Raw genomic sequence first — 17,297 nt, 5'->3', positions numbered from 1 at the left:
ATGATTGACGTGTGGCCGCAATTTTTGTGCTTCACGCCGTTCGCAACGACGACTTATCTACAGAGAGTTAAATGTCATGCACAGAACCCTGGTTCTGTGTTGATTAGAGCTATTTTGAATTGGAAGGGACTCTAAACGCAGTGAGTCCTTGAGTTTTAAACCATTCTTTGTCTTCCTTAATCACCAGCGATTCCAGCCCAGGCAATGAGGCAATATTGGGGTAGCCTGTAGTTACAAAATAACTTTGTCCGAGAAGATAAAACTCTTTTTTATTTTGAGATGGGCTTACGATTAATATTCCCTCAGGAACCAATTGAATGATTTGTTTAATGAATTGAACAATCTCTTCCTTTTTCTCTATTCCATTAGTTACCCCTAATAAATAAGGTACAAATGCAGTGTCAAAGGAATTATTCTTGTTACTCAGGAGGTGTTTTAGTTCACCGGCATGAAACTGAATGTTGTGTTCCAACTCAAAAATATCTTGTTCTTTATTTTGAATTGCCTGTTGGACCAGATGCAACATATAGTAAATGTATTTGCGTCGAAGAGATTTTGGAGTTAATAGCCAATAAACTGTATTGATAAATTTCCCAGATGGCAAAGTGAGTCTGGGAGGATACCAGCGAGTAAGGGCAGTTAATAGCTCTCCAATTGAAGGGTAGGGTGTTCCTTTCTCGCTGTACTCTCTGTAGTGATAATATTTTTTAAAGGCTTTTACCCAGGCAATGGTCACGGGATCTTTATCATATACTGTTATGGATTTTGCTCCTGATTGAGCAAATAAAAAACAACTATTTCCATAACCTGGAATTACCAGCACACTCTTTCCCTCTATATCTGCTTTTATATTATATCGGTCTTTTTTTATGCCTGAGAGGGCTAAGGATAAATAGCGTTCAGCTCCCATTGGATAGATTAATACTTCTTGCTGATCTGATAGTCGGGTTACTCGCTGTTCCAGTATCCAGTTTTTTTCTTGTTTACTTAAAATTGTTTTATTAATCAGCGCGGTCGGCATAAAGTCAGTTCTCAAGTACAGAGGCTTAATATAGTTGCATTTCAAGTGTTTCTGCAAGTAAATTTCTTTATGAGGAAGATATACAGGCTATTTTCTTGAAACTGGCCCACCAAGCGGATTAAATGCTGTATAGTGGACCAATTCTTTTGCGATTATTGCTGAGTACATTGATCTACAACGCAATTTTTAGCATAAGTTGAGTCTTCAGAACATTTTTCCATAGCGCTTCCCAAGGCTGCTGCTCTATCAACACCGACTCCGTTGAATACTAATCCTTTGGCATCATTCACCACACATAACCACTCGGCACTAGCATTAAAGCTCAAGCTGCATATTGCTATTGCTAATAATATTTTTATAGATTTCATTAGAATGCCTCCTTTTTATATTTGTCTAAATATAGTTCATTTTAGTTCTCGGCTGCATGATGTAAAACTTTAGGGGAATATGTTGAATTATTTGGAGCGTTTAGGCACTAAGAAGCTTAATTACAGTGCAAAAATATTTAAATAGTGTTAAACTTGTGCAATTATTTGTTCCAAATGTTTATATTGTGATCATTTGGTGTGTTTTTTAGAGAGTTTTCATGCCAACAGGCATACAGGTTTGTATTCTTGATTATCAGATGAGGCAGGGCGCATGTTAGAAATAAGAAGTATCAGTATGCAATTTGGACCAAAGTCCCTATTCCAAAATGTAGACTTAATATTGTTGCCTACTCAGCGTTATGGCATAGTCGGAGCGAATGGTACTGGTAAATCTACTTTTTTAAAAGTACTTGCCGGAGAAGAGCAGCCTACTAATGGTAGCGTCGATAAAGCAAAAAATCTTAAAATAGGTATCTTAAAGCAAGATCATTTTCGTTATGAAGAAGACAGGCTTGTTGACGTAGTGATACGCGGCAATTCAACCTTATGGGATGCCTTAGTTGAAAAAGATGCGTTGTATTCAAAAGAGGACTTTACTGAAGAGGATGGTTATCGACTCAGTGAGTTGGAAGAAATTGTAATGAATCAGGGCGGTTATGAAGCAGAAGCCGCAGCCAAAAATCTTCTTTTGGGCTTAGGGATTGCTGAAAAATTTCATTACGGCCCTCTTAGTGCGTTATCTGGTGGATATAAATTACGTGTTTTATTAGCACAGGTATTGTACCAACAACCTGATATTATGTTACTTGATGAACCTACAAACCATTTGGACATTCTGTCTATTGCCTGGCTGGAAGAATTTTTGAAAACTCAATTCAAGGGATTATTGATTTTTATTTCCCATGATCGCAGTTTTTTAAATAATACATCCACTAATATTCTCGATATTGATTACGATACCATACTTGATTACCCAGGTGACTATGACAAATTTTGCTTTGCAAAAGAAGAACGTTTAAGACTCAAACAAAGTGAATTAAAAAATCAGGAAAAGAGAATTGAAGCCTTGCAAGGATTTGTTGATCGTTTTGGTGCGAAAGCAAGTAAGGCAAGCCAGGCTGCATCTCGCCAAAAAATGATTGATCGTATTGAGTTAGTGGAAATAAAAGACTCTAATATTTTTAAACCTTACTTTAATTTTCATCAGAAAAAGCCATCTGGAAAAACGGTGGTTACCGTCGAGCAACTGCATAAAAAATTCGATGAACGAATCTTGTTAAATAATGTATCTTTTGCCATTCAACGTAGTGATAAATGTGCCATTATTGGCCCGAATGGTATTGGTAAATCGACTCTGTTAAAAATTTTATTGAATGAATTGCAATCAGATCAAGGGGATTTTGAATGGAGCGATACCGTAAGTGTCGGATATTTTGCTCAAGATTACCGTACTCAATTAATTCCTGAGCAAACTATTTGGCAATGGATGGAGGATAACATTGCAGCACCAGCACAAGAAATAAGAAAAATATTGGGGCAGGTTTTATTTCGCGGCCCTGATGTTGATAAAAAAATTGGGATGCTTAGCGGTGGGGAATCTGCTCGATTGATTATGGCCAAGCTGATATTGGAAAAACATAATGTTCTCATCTTTGATGAGCCAACTAACCATCTTGATTTGGAATCCATTGATGCGTTAATCGAAGCCATTCAGCTCTTTCCTGGAGCGGTACTTTTTGTGAGCCATAATCGCTATTTTATTGATAACATTTCAACCCGTGTTCTTGTTCTGACGGAGCAATATGGGGTGCAGAATTATCTCGGTAATTATAATGATTATTTAGAACAATTTGGCAAAGATTATCTGGCGACAGCTTAGGTTCTGATCCATTCTTTTACCCAGGATATTGACCGTCATCTTGAAGAGTTAGCGACCTGGATTCAGAAGATCCTTCGCGATGCTCTGGATGACGTACTTAACGGCTTCGGGCGCGGGATGTAGGTATGGATTAAATCTGGAAGGATGTATTGATTACTTAAGATAAGGAACATCTTGATGAAACTAAACTATTGGATTATTGGTGTTTGTTCTATTGTTGGTATAGCAATGAACACAGCGATTTTTGCCCAATCCGCTGAAAACACAAAGGTCGATCGCTTAGTACGATCAATTACTTTACCTTTTATGTCGGCTCAGGAAATTCCCGGCGTGTCGATTGCGATTTACTTTAATGGCCAGGATTATTTTTACAATTTTGGTTTTGCGAATAAACAACATACTCCAGTCACTAAAGACACGATTTTCGAATTAGCATCAATAACCAAAATTTTCGTTAGTACTCTATTAGCCTATGAGGTGCAGACAGGGAATATGGAGCTGTCTGGTTCTGTGACAAGATACATCCCTGAGCTTAAAAATACAAGAAACATACCCATTGATAAGGTTAATCCGGGTAATCTTGCAACTCATACATCAAGCTTTCCTCGTCAAATGGAACAATTCGGTGTTGCCATTGGTGACCTTAATGGGTTTATTAACCAATTAAAATCATGGCATCCTGCAGTACGCATTGGAACTCAGTATAAATACTCCAATATTGGTTTTGGCTTTTTAGGTCTTGTTTTGGAGCATGCTACTGGGAAAAACCTTGCTACTTTGACTCAGCAAATCATTACTGAGCCATTGGGAATGAGTCATACTTATTTTAGTGTGCCGTCTTCTTTGAAAACGAGTGAAGCTCAAGGGTATCGATTTAACAATAATAAAGCTCCTTATTATGTTCCAGCTAATCTTCTGGGAGGAGGGGCGTTACGTTCCTCGTCTTCAGATTTACTTTTATTTATGAAAGCTAATCTGGGTATCCGGGTAAATAATGCGTCTCCACAGTTACTCACCGCAATGCAACTGGCTCAACAACCTTATTTTACAGTTAAACCGAAATTTAGCATGGGGTTGGGATGGCATCGTATTCAACGGGGGCCTAATCTTTTAATAACCAAAAATGGGGCAAATCAGGGATTTAATACATTTATGGGATTTTCTCCTGAAAAAAAATTGGGGGTTGTAGTGCTTACCAATAAAGCTAAAGTTAATGCTACTCGCTTAGGCACTCTGATTTTGAATGGTCTGTTAGCCCTGTAGACAAGAATAATTCGTAGCCCTGTATTAGCGTAGCGCTGAGGAATCCTGGCCTATTTGTGCACAATCAACATGGGGTATGGTATTGAAAAAACTGACCGGTTCCCGCGTAGGCGGCGATCCATTCTTCAGGCAAAATAAGGACGTAACTTGCAAAATGGTTTCCCGTCTAGGCGGGAATGATACAGTAAAGAATCACAATGCCCAAATACGTAGCAGATCGTGATGTTTAATAAAATGCCAGGTTTATTCAGCGCTACACTAATACAGGCTACGAACTACGCTCTCGTCAGGCAGATAAATCTTAAGCTAACTCATTTCTCACCAACGATAGGTTCTCAATTACGTTGAACGTGTTCTGCTATGTTCTTCGAGACGAGTTTCTATCAGATCAATTTCTCCTACGAGTCGACGTGCTGTTTTATCTGAAATCCGGCGCTCACGTGCCATCATAAAAATATGGGCGCGTTCTGAGCGTAATCCAGCCTGCCACAATTCGCGCTCTGCTTGCTCTGCTCGTTGTAACTGTTCGGTATCAATTTCGGTATTCATATTATCTACTCGCTGCTGATACATGGCCATTGCTCTGGTAGTGGCATGGGCATAAAGCTCTGCTTCTTCGGGCATCTTTGTTACCAGAGCATGCTGCTTCTTCTCAATAGCAATTAATGCTGCTTTTGCTGATTCATACCGCGCCAGATCCTCTTCTTTCTCTTCCTTGCGATCCAGAGGTAATTCCAATCCATTTAGTAACCAGGGAAGTAGGAGACTAGCTGCCAGCAGTGACAGTACAATTACTGCCATTGCTAAAAAGATCGCCAGATTACGATCGGGGAATGCCGTGCCGTCAGGCATGGTTAGTGGCAAGGTCATAATACCTGCCAATGTGATAGCTCCTCTTACCCCGGCTAGTGATGTTGCTGCCACTAAGCGCCAATGTGGATAGCCGCGATTCTTTTTTCCTCGCTTTCTTGCTCGCCATAATCCCCAGTGGAATGAAACCCAAACCCAGCTAAATCTTAATACTGCGAGACCCAGGTTTATAACCAATGCATAGGCGATTAGCCATCCTGCTTCTTTGTGACTTTGCTGTACTGTGGAAACTGCCGATCTCCAAATTTCCGGGAATTGTTCTCCCAACAATACGAAGACGATACCATTTAGCGAAAACTGTACTGTATTCCAGACTGTTGTTCTTTGGATGCGAGTGGTCGCCAAGGCACGCCCACTGAGTTCCACATAGCTCATGGTAATGCCTGCAGAAACGGCAGCGAGGATACCTGATGCATGTACTTCTTCTGCAATGAGGTAAGCCCCAAATGGTATTAACAGGTTGATGAGGATAGGAGAGCCGCTGTCTTCGCCAAATTTTAGTGATAAACCGCGCTGCGCCAGACTGACACTCCAGGTGACAACAACGCCGATAACCAGTCCAGCGAAAGCTACCCACAAGAACGTAAGCGAAGCAGAGGTCAGCGAAAAATGCCCTGTTACTGCAGCAGCTACTGCAAAGCGGAAGCACACTAGACCAGTCGCATCATTGAGGAGTGATTCTCCTTCAAGGATGTGCATGAGACGCTTGGGGATAGGGACACGTGCTGCAATGGCACTGACTGCCACGGGATCTGTCGGTGACACGATGGCTGCTAGTGCGAAGGCTACAGGCAAGGACATTGTCGGAATCATCCAATGGATTAAAAAGCCTATGCCGATTACTGTAAGCAACACCAAGCCTAAGGCCAGTTCCAAAATCATAGTTCGGTCACGAAACAACCCTTCTTTGGGAATGCGCCAACCGTCGAGAAACAATAGTGGTGGAAGAAACAAGAGAAAGAAAACAGCAGGGTCAAGAGTGACCTCCTGATCTGTTATAGAGGCAATCATGATGCCTAATGCTATCTGCACTAATGGCACAGGCAGTGAAAATGGCAGCATTCTGACAATATAACTACTTGCGATCACCGCAAGCATCATAATTAATATCACTTCTATCGAATGCATCGTCCCTCCAAATTAAAGCATGGGATTTTAACCCCGTCTGATGAATAAAAAACATTCCTTGTTCACCTCGATGTATATAGGAATATATCACAAAAAAGTTAAGTATCTAGAATTTGCTTATATTTCTGTGCTTATTCTTAATAATTATGTGGGCGCCTTGTTTTCGAATTACCGTTGATTGACAGTGGTATCCAGAGCCCTGGTTCAGCGAACTCCTGGGTATACTGGTTTAATCTGGGTTATGTATAAGTTACTGAAATAATAAATTAAGTGTATATAATTGTTTTTTGTAAACGTGTTTGATTAGATATTATTTTATTTCAGGAGCTTTACGTCCTGATTTTTGATTTGATTTTTTCATGCTTTCTTTGAGTAACGAGATAAAATCAACGACTGCTCCGGCAGGTTTCCCTGTTTGTTTTTTTAGTTTTGAGCCTGTTTTTGTTTCTTTTTTTGCCTGCTGTGCCAGCCATTTTTTCATCGTTTCCTGGTAGTCATTATGATACTTCTCTGGTTCCCATCGTGCGGCCATGTCTTTTATTAGATTGACTGCCATTTTAAGTTCAGAATCACTTACCTTATAAGTCTTAATGGGGTCTTTGGGTAAATTGACTTCATCTTCTTCGCGAATCTCGTCTTTAAAATGCACCAAATACAAGAGGAGGGCGTGGCCATGTGGAATGATCAGGCTCAATGATTCTTTCGTACGTATAATTACTTTAGCAACACCTACTTTATTGGTTTTTTTGAGTGCTTCTCGTAAAAGAACATAAGCTTTTTTATTTTTACTTTCAGGGACTAAATAATAAGGTTTGGCAAAGTAGAGACTGTCTATTTCTTTAAAATCTACAAATTCATTAATATCAATTGTTTTAAATAAATCGGGACTTTTTTTCTCAAACGCTTTTTCATCAACAACAATATAACGTCCTTTGTCGTATTCGTACCCTTTTACAATATCCGTCCACGGAACTTCTTTTCCGGTATCCTCATTAATTCGTTGGTAGCGTACACGTGACTTGGATTTTGAGTCCAATAAATGAAAATGAATGTCGTTATGCTCTTCTGTGGAGATTAAATATACAGGAATTGAGACTAAACCAAAGGAAATATCTCCTTTCCAAATTGATTGCGCCATATAACTCTTCTTTAAGGGGATAATAATAAAATTATAGTAGCTTGATTGTATATTGACCAATAGTAGCCGTTTTTCCTTTGGATTTTGATTGCCTCAAGATAGGCTGCTTTGTTGATGACAGTACTGGATAATAAGTTGATTATATTGATTTATTAATAAGGGTATTTGATGTTCATAAGGGGCAGGTATTTTTACCCCTTATTTCTAGTGTTTGTATGAGTTTAGAGTCGGGCTAGATTTGTTGAATACTCGTTTGATTCATCATCATTATTTTGAATCTTGTTATCAAAGTAGCATGCAGAAAAAAATCCTATCCCTGACAGTGTGGTGGCCGTAATCGCGAGTGCGGTAACTACTCCCAAACCGAAGGTACCAAAGATTGCAGCATTCAGCAGGGTAAACGCGACAGCAACTGCAGAAATGCCTACAGTAGCAATAAAACCACTTAATATATCCATACGGATAGTAATCGTTGGGGGAGCTGTCATGCTTTTTTGAAGATGTTCTGTTCTCTCGATGGCCAAAATTTGTTGTTTAATATTATTTAATTCATTCGTTACAATTTGTCGTAACACTTCATCTGGTGTCTCTGTTTTGGCTACTTCTTTGATAGCACCTGATTGTTGCAGAAGCTCTTGTGGTAATTGAGTGTGTTCATGCCCTATAGAAACCACCTGAGTAGGGTATAGGTTATTTAGCTTGATTTTATTTATTTCAGCAAGCATTGTCTTTAGGTTCCGTTCTTTATTTGGGCAATCTGCATCATAAACTACAATAAATTGAGTATGTTCTGATACCGGGAGGGATAAATAACCCATGATACTCGTTAACCCTTTACTCCAACTAGACCCCGAGCCTGCTGTTAAGATATTGGTACCATTTAGGGTTTCGTCCCAATGTTCATTTTTTTGATATAATTTAAAATGTTCATCCTTTTCACTGATCATTATACCAATTATTTTAATATGCCTCGTCATTTTTATATCCTTTGCTATCGTCAATTTTACAGTATTACGATAAATTTGGTAAAAGCAGGTGTGTTTTTATACATATTGATTTTATAAAGAAAAGCATGATGCCGTGTGTTTGATTTGTGGTCAACCTGTATCTATTCCATCTCTTTGTTTGCTTTGACTTTGATCTTTAAGTTTTTTTGATTATCATTCGATTTTAGCAATTTCCTGGAAAACGAATCACCGCGGCATCGACCGCGGTGTCCATGGCAAGGTTATTCCAACTCATCCAGTCTTAATGACTGTTTGATATCCCAAAAGTCCTTCCATGGATCTTCTTTTAATTTGTTTAATCTTTGGGGGAGGGTTTTAATCGTATAGGTATTGTCCTCAATCTTGCCACTTAACTCTTCCCAGGCTAACGAAGCAGAAACAGGGGCATGGATTCTGGCGCGGGTTGAGTAAGTGCCTATTGCGGTTGCAGTCCGTTGATTTCTTAAATAATCAATAAAAATCTTACCGTTCCTTTTGGATTTTGACATGGTGCTGGCGTATTCATCAGGTTTTAATTTTTCGAGAAACTGGACAAATACATGAGTAAATTCTTTAACCTCCTCCCAATCATTTTCTGGCAGGACGGGGATAACTACATGCAATCCTTTACCTCCAGTACTTTTGACAAAGGATTGTAATTTGTATTGCATCAAATGATGACGGACTTCCTTGGCGGCTGCCACTACTTTAGTCCAAGGTACATCTGGACCTGGATCTAAATCTATAACAATGATATCGGGATGCTCCAGATTGTGAATAGTGCAGCCCCAGGGATGAATTTCTAAAACACCCATTTGCACCAGACTTAAAAGGCCTTCTTTATCATTTAAATAGATGTACTGTTCCTGTTCAATTTCAATAGAATGGAGCTGGTTTGGAGTAGTTTTATTGTAGTGTCTTTGATAAAAGCATTTATCATTATAGCCTGATGGGCAACGCAATAATGTTAATGGCCTCAAGGAAACGTAAGGTAGAATGTAATCGCTGATCTGTTCATAATAAGCGAGTATCTCTTGTTTGGTGATTTTATCTTCTGGATACAGTATTTTATCGGGGTGACTCAGCACAAATTTTGTTTTGTGTTTTTTTGCCTGAGCTTGTTTTGTTTGTATTTTTCCTTGAGATGCCGGCTGTTCACGCATAACATCCTCCGCTTTTTTATCAAGACGTAATCCTTTAAAACTAGGATGTCTTAAATGTCCGTCATCCGTCCATTCAGTAAATTCTACTTCTGCTACAAGCAGGGGGTTAACCCAATGGATTTTTGAATATCCTGGTGGTTTTAAGGTAAAGGGATTCGATGAACTTTGATTTTGTAGCAGGTATTGATGAATTTCAGTTAATGCTGTCTGACTAAATCCTGTTCCCACATTTCCAACATATTCCAATAGTCCGTCTTTATTATAAACTCCTAAAAGCAGTGCTCCAAAATGTTGGCGTTTTCCTTGGGGATCGGTATAACCGCCAATAACAAATTCTTGTCGTTTTATGCATTTTATTTTTAACCAATCTTTTCCGCGTTTTGAACTGTAAGCGCTGTCGGCTCTTTTGGATATAATGCCTTCTAAACCCATATGGCATGAATGCTCAAACATTTTTTGCCCATCGTTAATAATATGATCACTATAAATCAAGGGGGAGTTGTTTTGGATTACCTTTTGTAAAATAGATTTCCGCTCTAAGAGTGGTAGCTGTCTTAAGTCGTATTGATCATAATAAAGAAGATCAAAAACGTAATATATAAAAGTAGACTCGTCTTTATTTTTTATGGCGTTTTGTAATAATTGGAAATCGGATTTTCCCTGTTTATCCAATACAACTACTTCTCCATCTAATATCAGATGATCTACAGGCAAGTCTCTTACTGCAGCTGCAACAGAAGTGAAATCAAAAGTCCAATTTATATTATTGCGAGACTTTAACACAACATGAGTTCCTTGTTTGTAAGCTATTACACGATATCCATCGAATTTGATTTCATGAAGCCATTGCTCACCTTCCGGAGCTTTATCTACTAACATTGCTAGTTCTGGTGCAATGAAGTCAGGATATGTAGTTTTCTTTAAGCCCTGAGGCAGTAAAATGATTGGTTTTTTATTCGTCTTTTTTTTGTGGGAGACCTTGGTTTGTTCATCACTATTCCAAATACGTTCATAGTGTTTTGCAATTTCTGTAATGTCTTGATGACTCAGAACACTTTTATCCAAATGTGTTGTGATGTCATAATCTTTTTGTGGTCGGGAAAACTCATCTTTAAATTTAATTAAGAACCAATGTTTTTCATCTTTAAAGCGAATCAAATCCCAGCGCCCATTTAGTTTTTCAGCATGTAAATTAAATCGGATATGTCCTTTCTGGTAGGCCTGTTTCGGATCACTGTCCAAAGGTTCCCAGGTTCCTTTATCCCAAAGCATTACTGTGCCACCACCATATTGTCCTTTCGGGATGATGCCTTCAAAACGACCATAGTTTACTGGATGATCTTCTACATGTATGGCAAGACGCTTAACTTCCGGATCCAGGCTAGGGCCTTTAGGAACTGCCCAGCTTTTTAGTACGCCATCGAGTTCAATTCGAAAATCATAATGAAGATGGCTGGCAGCATGTTTTTGAATAACATATAAATACTGAGGATCTTTGGTGCTAGTCCCTTTAGGCTCTGCAGTTTTTGAAAAATCTCGCTTTTTATTGTACTGATTCAAACTCATCATACTTTCCTTCGGCTTTACTATCCCTTCGCGTCGAAATAGAATTAGCTGCTATAAATTTTAGCAGCTAATAGGAGAGATGAGGGAGGTGAAGCGGATTTATCTGTTTAATTTTCAGTATGAATGATTTCTTGTCTCATTACAGGGGTGTTTTTCTGAAGATTTATCAGGATATACCTCATTAAAAAAATCGAGTTCGAATGCAATAGATTTGGAGAAAAACTCAGTCATTTGTAAGTGAGTGGTCTGGTCTGATTTATCAGCAATTAACTGTACTGTTATAGCGAGTTCTTGAGCAACTTTTATAAAATCAGGACTCGAATAAGTTGCTATCCAGTCATGATAGGGATTCTGTTTTCCGTGCATCGTTCTGTTTATTACTCCTAACTGATAATAAATCCAGAAGCAGGGCAGGATGGAACAAAGAGCATGGGGTATTTCAGCATGCATGGCGGTGTCTATCAGGTACTTGGAATATTCTGTTACAGTAACTCCTATTTGATGCTTGGTATGATGATTAAAATGAGTAGCGTACCTTAACTGCATGATCTGTTCATTTGTTATTACCTCATGAGCCAGAGTAGACAATTGTCTGGATAATTCTGGATTGATAGTGGTGGCACGCTTTGCTACTTGGCCAATAGCAAGGGAAAATTCGTGTAAATACCAAAAATCGTCACGCAAATAACGACCAAATACTTCTTGTTCCAGGGTTCCTGCAAATAATTGCTGGTTGAATGGGTGTTGATAAATTAGTTGTAGTTTGGTTTTATTTGTTGCTAATAAGGCATGTACGAACCCTTTGTGGGTCTTTAAACCATGTGACGATTTACAATATTTAAATAGATGCATAGTTCACTCTTCCTTCGCAGGTATTATCCAGATCAGGTACTAAGGGTTTTTCTCAGCCAAACTAAAATTTAGTCCAGCACCCCTGGTGCTATTTAGAAGTGGATTCTAGGAGGGTATCTGTTGATAGTCAAGAAGGAACGAAGTCAGTATGAGCTTTTTTCTTTGTGGCTCCCGTGGGCACGCCACGGGGATTCGTAGAAATTGGGTAAAAAGGTATCTGTTGGAAATCAAATACTCATTGAAACCTCATCATTGTACAGCTAGGTATCAAGAGTGTTTTTGTTCGTGTTGTTTCATTATTTCTTGATATTGCTGTTTTTGTTTATCAGTAAGAAGAGTGTATATTTGATGCCGCATTAATATATGATTTTTAAGTTGAGCGCTTTTAATTTTACTTATTTGACTTATTAAATTATCCAGTTTGGCTTCATCAATTTTCTCAGCTCTTGCCAGGGTATTAATTTGCTGACGCAAGGCTTTTAGCTTGTCACGATTTGCCTTGAAGCTGACTCGTGCCTGAGATTTGATTGTTTTAATTTTAGCTTTTTGCTCATCACTTAAATTTAATTGATTCGCAGAGCTTTTAATGTCATTGCAATGACAATGTTTTGTTGGATTTTTCTCGGCAGGACAAGCAAAAGATGGTTGTCCAATTATTAAGGCTAATGCACATACTGATAACCAGATGAATTTCTTAATCATTATCTCTACCTCTTGTTAGTTTTACATATATTCCTTTGGGGATATTTAAGTCATATCATCCATGATGCGAGCAGTATAGATCAAAAAGATAAGATAAATATACATAATGAACTAATATGATTGCTGTATTGGTACTAATATGGTATAAATACCGCGCTTTAAATACACACACGTTTCGACACGTACGATAGGGTCCCTTGTGGGTTTCGTATGGGAGGCGTGGAGGCTTAACCCTGGAGATTAAATATGAATGTAAGTATGCGTGAACTGCTCGAAGCTGGAGCACACTTTGGTCACAGAACCCGGTTCTGGAATCCAAAAATGGGTGAATACATATTCGGATCAAGAAATAAAATCCATATTATAAACTTGGAAAAAACAATGCCTATGCTGAACGACGTTGTAAACTACGTTGGTCGTCTGGCATCTAACAAAGCAAAAATCTTATTCGTCGGAACTAAAAGAGCAGCACAAGAAAGTATTCGTGAACACGCGAAACGTTGTGGCATGCCTTATGTTGATCATCGTTGGTTAGGCGGTATGCTGACTAACTACAAAACAGTTCGTCAGTCTATATTCCGATTGAAAGAATTAAAAGAAATGAAAGAAAAAGGTTTGTTCAACGACATGATCAAAAAAGAAGCTTTAATGCTGACTCGTGAACTTGAAAAACTGGATCGTGGATTAGGTGGAATCGAGCACATGGGTGGTTTACCTGATGCTCTGTTTGTTGTTGACGTTGGTTTTGAGCACATTGCTGTTGAAGAAGCTCGCCGATTAAAGATTCCTGTTATTGGTGTTGTCGATACGAACAACAGCCCAGACAACATTGATTACGTTATTCCTGGAAATGATGATTCCATGCGAGCAGTAGATATATATGTTCGTTGTGTCGCTGATGCTATTCTTGATGGCAAGAACAGTAATACTGTCGGTGGTATGTCATCTGATTCTGAGTTTGTAGAAGTAGCTACTGGTTCTAATGAAGCAGATAAAGCTGGGGAATAATTAATTTTATATTAAAAGGGGGCGTTAATTTTAATTAGCCCCCTTTTTGTTATGTGGAGAAATGAATATGTCAACAATTAGTGCTGGATTAGTAATGCAACTGCGTGAGCGTACAGGTGCAGGCATGATGGAATGTAAAAAGTTTCTAATCGCTACTAACGGTGATATAGAGCTGGCAATCACTGAAATGCGTAAAGCAGGTCAAGCTAAAGCAGACAAAAAAGCAGACAGAGTTGCCGCTGAAGGTATTGTTGTTATTGCTCGTTCTGCTGATGAAACATCAGCTGTCATGATTGAAATTAATAGTGAAACAGACTTCGTTGCTCGTGATGAGAATTTCACCAATTTCGCAAACGCAGTAGCTCAAGCTGCATTAAACAGTTCAGTGACTGATATTGCTGCACTGTCTGATCTGACTTTATCTGCTGGTTCTACTGTAGAACAAGCCAGACAGCAATTAGTCGCTAAAATTGGTGAAAACATCAAATTACGACGTATTGAACGAATGAATTGTACTGGTGGTGTTATTGGTTATTACCTGCATGGTGCACGAATTGGGGTAATGGTTGCACTAAGAAATGGTTCAGAAGAACTGGCGAAAGGCATTGCGATGCATATTGCTGCCAGCAAGCCGATTGTTGTTAATCGTGATCAAGTTTCTGCTGAAGCCATTGAAAATGAAAGAGAAATTTTCACTGCTCAAGCTAAAGAAAGTGGTAAGCCACAAGAGATTATTGACAAAATGATTGAAGGCCGTATTAATAAATTTATTGATGAAGTAAGTTTATTAGGACAACCTTATGTTAAAAATCCTGATATTAAAGTAGGTCAGTTATTAAAAGAGAACAATGCTGAAGTAGTTTCTTTCATTCGTTACGAAGTAGGCGAAGGAATCGAAAAGAAAGAAGATAATTTTGTTGAAGAAGTGATGGCTCAGGTTCGTTCATGATGAATGAAAGTCACCCAAAATTAAAATACAAACGTATTCTACTCAAATTCAGCGGCGAAGCCTTAATGGGCAAGTCGCAATTTGGCATTGATCCTTCTGTTTTGGATACTTTGGCTCATGATGTTGCTGAATTAATACAGATGGGTGTAGAAGTAGGTCTGGTAATTGGCGGTGGTAATTTATTCCGAGGCAAAGCTCTATCCCAGGCAGGGTTAGGGCGTGTCACCGGAGACCACATGGGAATGTTGGCAACGGTAATGAATGCTTTGGCAATTCGTGATGCGCTTGAGCGCATTGACTTACCAGCGCGTATTATGTCTGCGATTCCTATGATGGGAGTAGTTGATTCTTATCACCGACGTAAGGCTATCACTCATTTACGTAATGGGCAGGTTGTCATTTTTGCTGCGGGAACGGGAAATCCTTTTTTCACAACGGATACTGCTGCATGCTTAAGAGCTATTGAAATAGGCGCGGATATTGTTTTAAAAGCAACTAAAGTTGATGGCGTTTATTCAGCTGACCCACTTAAAAACCCTGATGCCGTCCGATATGATTACTTATCTTATATAGAAGTATTAACTCAGGGTTTGGAAGTCATGGACTCTACTGCAATTTGTTTATGCCAAGATCAAGGTATGCCTTTACAGGTTTTTGATATGGCGGCCCCTAATGCATTAAAACGAATTGTTACAGGAGAGCGAGTAGGAACTATCGTTGGAGCAAATAATGATCAATGAAATTAAGCAAGACTCAGAAAGACGGATGAAAAAGACCATAGAGTCTTTGCAAACAGACTTGTCCAAAGTCCGTACTGGCAGAGCAAATGCGGGTTTTTTGGATCACGTACAGGTTGATTACTATGGGACTTTAACACCCCTGAGTCAGGTAGCGAACGTTACTACCAGTGATTCCCGTACTATTATGGTTACCCCATGGGAAAAATCAATGGTAGCTGCTGTTGAAAAAGCTATTTTGACCTCTGATTTGGGATTAAACCCTTCAACTGCTGGAAGTGCCATTCGTGTTCCTATGCCTGCTTTAACTGAAGAGCGACGTAAGGAGCTTATCAAAGTAGTGCGTAATGAAGGTGAGCAGGGTCGAGTGTCTATTCGTAATATCAGAAGAGATGCTAATTCTCAATTGAAAGACTTGGTCAAAGAGAAAGCCATTTCTGAAGATGATGAGCGCCGTGCTGCAGAAGTGATTCAAAAGCTTACTGATAAATACATCGCTGAAATTGATGCGCTTCTTGTTGTTAAAGAAAAAGATCTTATGGAAATTTAAGCAATTTCTGTTTTGAAATGAATTGATATAACGTTAAATTAAACCTGGGATATGTTTTGTCTTATCCTGGGTTTTTTATTATGACGAAGATGCTTTTGTTATAATTCAACGTTTTCTTGAATATAGGAGTAGCGTGGCTTCTATCCCTAACTCCCGTATTGCGACTTCGTCTAATACGAGCTATATTCTTTTCTAAAAATCATTTGGTAGGCTGGTGCCGATCTTGCGGAGCCCGGCAGAAGGGACTTGGTTTACTGCACTGTGTTTAGCCAGTCTACAATATCATTGCCCTACGATTTGGCTGTTTATTTAATATTCTGCTACTGTTCCCCAATTGTTAGTCCAGAAAATACGTTTGAGCTCTCTTGTATGATTCATTTGTTCTATTAGTAAATTTTTATTGTTGTTTTTGGATGCTATAAGTACCAGGTTAGCACAATGTTGTATTGGAATAACTACAGCTGCTTCGAAGTGCTTTTTGATGGTCTGGACTATTGCCCATTGCTCTTTAAGGTTTGCCAGATTTACGGCAAGGAATCCATCTTCGGTTAAACAATTCATGCAGTTTTTGAAAAAATCTTCAGTACTGCATTCCTTGGGATAATGATTTGCATCATATAAATCAATAATCAGGTGCTTGTATTGGGTTAGTGGCTCCAGAACAAAGTCACAGGCATTTTTATGAATTATTTTAAGATTTGCCAACTGAGCTGTCATAAAATAATTTTTAGCTACGTGAATTACTTCTTCACTGTATTCTACGGCTGTGATTAATTGCTGGGGTGTGAGTGCTGCAAGCATGTGAGGAATTCCTGCACCGCCAAGCCCTAACAAACAGCAATTCTCCGGATACTTACGTGCCATAAGAGTTAATGCCGGCAGATAATGTAATATTGGTTTTTGTGGCCTTCTACGATTAATCACTGTTTGTAAGGCATTACTACCCAAGGTTAGCCAACGATAAAGTGGATTCTGATATACCTTATAACCTGACGGTGATGTGTAGATGCACTGTCCAAGCTTTGTTTTCCACATAGTTCGGTTTACCTTATTTTTTTAGGGCACTGCCATTAAATAAAGAAAAGTACGTCATCCTGAGCATAGCGAAGGATCTCCT

General features: G+C 38.9%; 15 protein-coding genes and 1 riboswitch. Of the genes, 6 read left to right on the top strand and 9 right to left on the bottom strand.

All coding sequences use genetic code 11. The annotated features are described in order from the left end of the window. Positions 1 to 109 precede the first annotated feature (109 nt). Positions 110 to 1,021, bottom strand: coding sequence for an ABC transporter permease (locus Q0495_RS00985; RefSeq protein ID WP_298622139.1), 912 nt, complete (start codon positions 1,019 to 1,021; stop codon positions 110 to 112). Between the two features lie 152 nt (positions 1,022 to 1,173). After that, the gene (locus tag Q0495_RS00980; protein WP_298622137.1) at positions 1,174 to 1,389 is read right to left on the bottom strand and encodes a hypothetical protein; all 216 of its coding nucleotides are present in this window, start codon (positions 1,387 to 1,389) and stop codon (positions 1,174 to 1,176) included. A gap of 271 nt (positions 1,390 to 1,660) precedes the next feature. Between Q0495_RS00980 and Q0495_RS00975 the strand changes: the two genes are divergently transcribed. Both Q0495_RS00975 and Q0495_RS00970 read left to right on the top strand, forming a co-directional pair. After that, entirely contained in the window at positions 1,661 to 3,268 is a 1,608-nt protein-coding gene (locus tag Q0495_RS00975) for an ABC-F family ATP-binding cassette domain-containing protein (RefSeq protein ID WP_298622135.1), read from the top strand. Positions 3,269 to 3,445: 177 nt separating this feature from the next. Continuing rightward, the gene (locus Q0495_RS00970) at positions 3,446 to 4,531 is read left to right on the top strand and encodes a serine hydrolase (protein WP_298622133.1); all 1,086 of its coding nucleotides are present in this window, start codon (positions 3,446 to 3,448) and stop codon (positions 4,529 to 4,531) included. Between the two features lie 339 nt (positions 4,532 to 4,870). On the opposite strand, the gene Q0495_RS00965 is transcribed toward Q0495_RS00970, so the two are convergent. From Q0495_RS00965 to Q0495_RS00940, 6 genes are all read right to left on the bottom strand, one after another. Further along, positions 4,871 to 6,529 (bottom strand): Na+/H+ antiporter, encoded by a 1,659-nt coding sequence (locus tag Q0495_RS00965; RefSeq protein ID WP_298622131.1) that lies wholly within the window; start codon positions 6,527 to 6,529, stop codon positions 4,871 to 4,873. 310 nt (positions 6,530 to 6,839) lie between these two features. Continuing rightward, a complete protein-coding gene (locus tag Q0495_RS00960) occupies positions 6,840 to 7,667 on the bottom strand; it encodes a Ku protein (RefSeq protein WP_298622129.1) in 828 nt (275 codons plus the stop codon). A gap of 221 nt (positions 7,668 to 7,888) precedes the next feature. Next, complete coding sequence (locus tag Q0495_RS00955) at positions 7,889 to 8,644, bottom strand: hypothetical protein (RefSeq protein ID WP_298622127.1); 756 nt, start codon at positions 8,642 to 8,644, stop codon at positions 7,889 to 7,891. 251 nt (positions 8,645 to 8,895) lie between these two features. Beyond that, positions 8,896 to 11,385: a DNA ligase D gene (ligD, locus tag Q0495_RS00950; protein WP_298622125.1), complete on the bottom strand. Its 2,490-nt coding sequence runs from the start codon at positions 11,383 to 11,385 to the stop codon at positions 8,896 to 8,898. A gap of 111 nt (positions 11,386 to 11,496) precedes the next feature. Beyond that, on the bottom strand, positions 11,497 to 12,234 hold the full coding sequence (locus Q0495_RS00945) for a TenA family protein (RefSeq protein ID WP_298622123.1): 738 nt from the start codon (positions 12,232 to 12,234) through the stop codon (positions 11,497 to 11,499). Next, a riboswitch (TPP riboswitch) is annotated at positions 12,226 to 12,328 on the bottom strand. Its footprint overlaps the gene before it by 9 nt. A gap of 173 nt (positions 12,329 to 12,501) precedes the next feature. Continuing rightward, positions 12,502 to 12,936, bottom strand: a complete 435-nt coding sequence (locus Q0495_RS00940) for a Spy/CpxP family protein refolding chaperone (protein ID WP_298622121.1) — start codon at positions 12,934 to 12,936, stop codon at positions 12,502 to 12,504. Between the two features lie 246 nt (positions 12,937 to 13,182). Between Q0495_RS00940 and rpsB the strand changes: the two genes are divergently transcribed. From rpsB to frr, 4 genes are all read left to right on the top strand, one after another. Then, positions 13,183 to 13,944 carry a 30S ribosomal protein S2 gene (gene rpsB / locus Q0495_RS00935; protein WP_298622119.1) on the top strand — a complete coding sequence of 254 codons (762 nt, stop codon included), beginning with the start codon at positions 13,183 to 13,185 and terminating at the stop codon, positions 13,942 to 13,944. A 67-nt stretch (positions 13,945 to 14,011) separates the two neighbouring features. Continuing rightward, positions 14,012 to 14,893: a translation elongation factor Ts gene (gene tsf / locus Q0495_RS00930; protein ID WP_298622117.1), complete on the top strand. Its 882-nt coding sequence runs from the start codon at positions 14,012 to 14,014 to the stop codon at positions 14,891 to 14,893. Next, entirely contained in the window at positions 14,890 to 15,633 is a 744-nt protein-coding gene (pyrH, locus tag Q0495_RS00925) for a UMP kinase (RefSeq protein WP_298622115.1), read from the top strand. Before tsf ends, pyrH begins: the two co-directional genes overlap by 4 nt. Continuing rightward, entirely contained in the window at positions 15,623 to 16,180 is a 558-nt protein-coding gene (gene frr, locus Q0495_RS00920) for a ribosome recycling factor (RefSeq protein ID WP_298622113.1), read from the top strand. Before pyrH ends, frr begins: the two co-directional genes overlap by 11 nt. 309 nt (positions 16,181 to 16,489) lie before the next feature. Here the strand turns inward: frr and Q0495_RS00915 are convergent, their stop codons facing one another. Next, on the bottom strand, positions 16,490 to 17,215 hold the full coding sequence (locus tag Q0495_RS00915) for a hypothetical protein (RefSeq protein ID WP_298622111.1): 726 nt from the start codon (positions 17,213 to 17,215) through the stop codon (positions 16,490 to 16,492). Between the last annotated feature and the right edge of the window lie 82 nt (positions 17,216 to 17,297).

Origin of the sequence: uncultured Legionella sp. (assembly GCF_937871865.1) — a bacterium.
In the GTDB taxonomy this organism is placed as follows: Bacteria; Pseudomonadota; Gammaproteobacteria; order Legionellales; family Legionellaceae; genus Legionella.
Note: the sequence above shows the minus strand (reverse complement) of the source record. Positions and strands in the feature narration are given on the sequence as shown.

Coding starts and splice junctions, on each gene's coding strand:
- Q0495_RS00940 (WP_298622121.1), bottom strand. CDS start 12,936: ATGATTAAGAAATTCATCTGGTTATCAGTATGTGCATTAGCCTTAATA.
- ligD (WP_298622125.1), bottom strand. CDS start 11,385: ATGATGAGTTTGAATCAGTACAATAAAAAGCGAGATTTTTCAAAAACT.
- frr (WP_298622113.1), top strand. CDS start 15,623: ATGATCAATGAAATTAAGCAAGACTCAGAAAGACGGATGAAAAAGACC.
- Q0495_RS00960 (WP_298622129.1), bottom strand. CDS start 7,667: ATGGCGCAATCAATTTGGAAAGGAGATATTTCCTTTGGTTTAGTCTCA.
- Q0495_RS00975 (WP_298622135.1), top strand. CDS start 1,661: ATGTTAGAAATAAGAAGTATCAGTATGCAATTTGGACCAAAGTCCCTA.
- Q0495_RS00965 (WP_298622131.1), bottom strand. CDS start 6,529: ATGCATTCGATAGAAGTGATATTAATTATGATGCTTGCGGTGATCGCA.
- Q0495_RS00985 (WP_298622139.1), bottom strand. CDS start 1,021: ATGCCGACCGCGCTGATTAATAAAACAATTTTAAGTAAACAAGAAAAA.
- Q0495_RS00970 (WP_298622133.1), top strand. CDS start 3,446: ATGAAACTAAACTATTGGATTATTGGTGTTTGTTCTATTGTTGGTATA.
- Q0495_RS00955 (WP_298622127.1), bottom strand. CDS start 8,644: ATGACGAGGCATATTAAAATAATTGGTATAATGATCAGTGAAAAGGAT.
- pyrH (WP_298622115.1), top strand. CDS start 14,890: ATGATGAATGAAAGTCACCCAAAATTAAAATACAAACGTATTCTACTC.
- Q0495_RS00945 (WP_298622123.1), bottom strand. CDS start 12,234: ATGCATCTATTTAAATATTGTAAATCGTCACATGGTTTAAAGACCCAC.
- rpsB (WP_298622119.1), top strand. CDS start 13,183: ATGAATGTAAGTATGCGTGAACTGCTCGAAGCTGGAGCACACTTTGGT.
- Q0495_RS00980 (WP_298622137.1), bottom strand. CDS start 1,389: ATGAAATCTATAAAAATATTATTAGCAATAGCAATATGCAGCTTGAGC.
- tsf (WP_298622117.1), top strand. CDS start 14,012: ATGTCAACAATTAGTGCTGGATTAGTAATGCAACTGCGTGAGCGTACA.
- Q0495_RS00915 (WP_298622111.1), bottom strand. CDS start 17,215: ATGTGGAAAACAAAGCTTGGACAGTGCATCTACACATCACCGTCAGGT.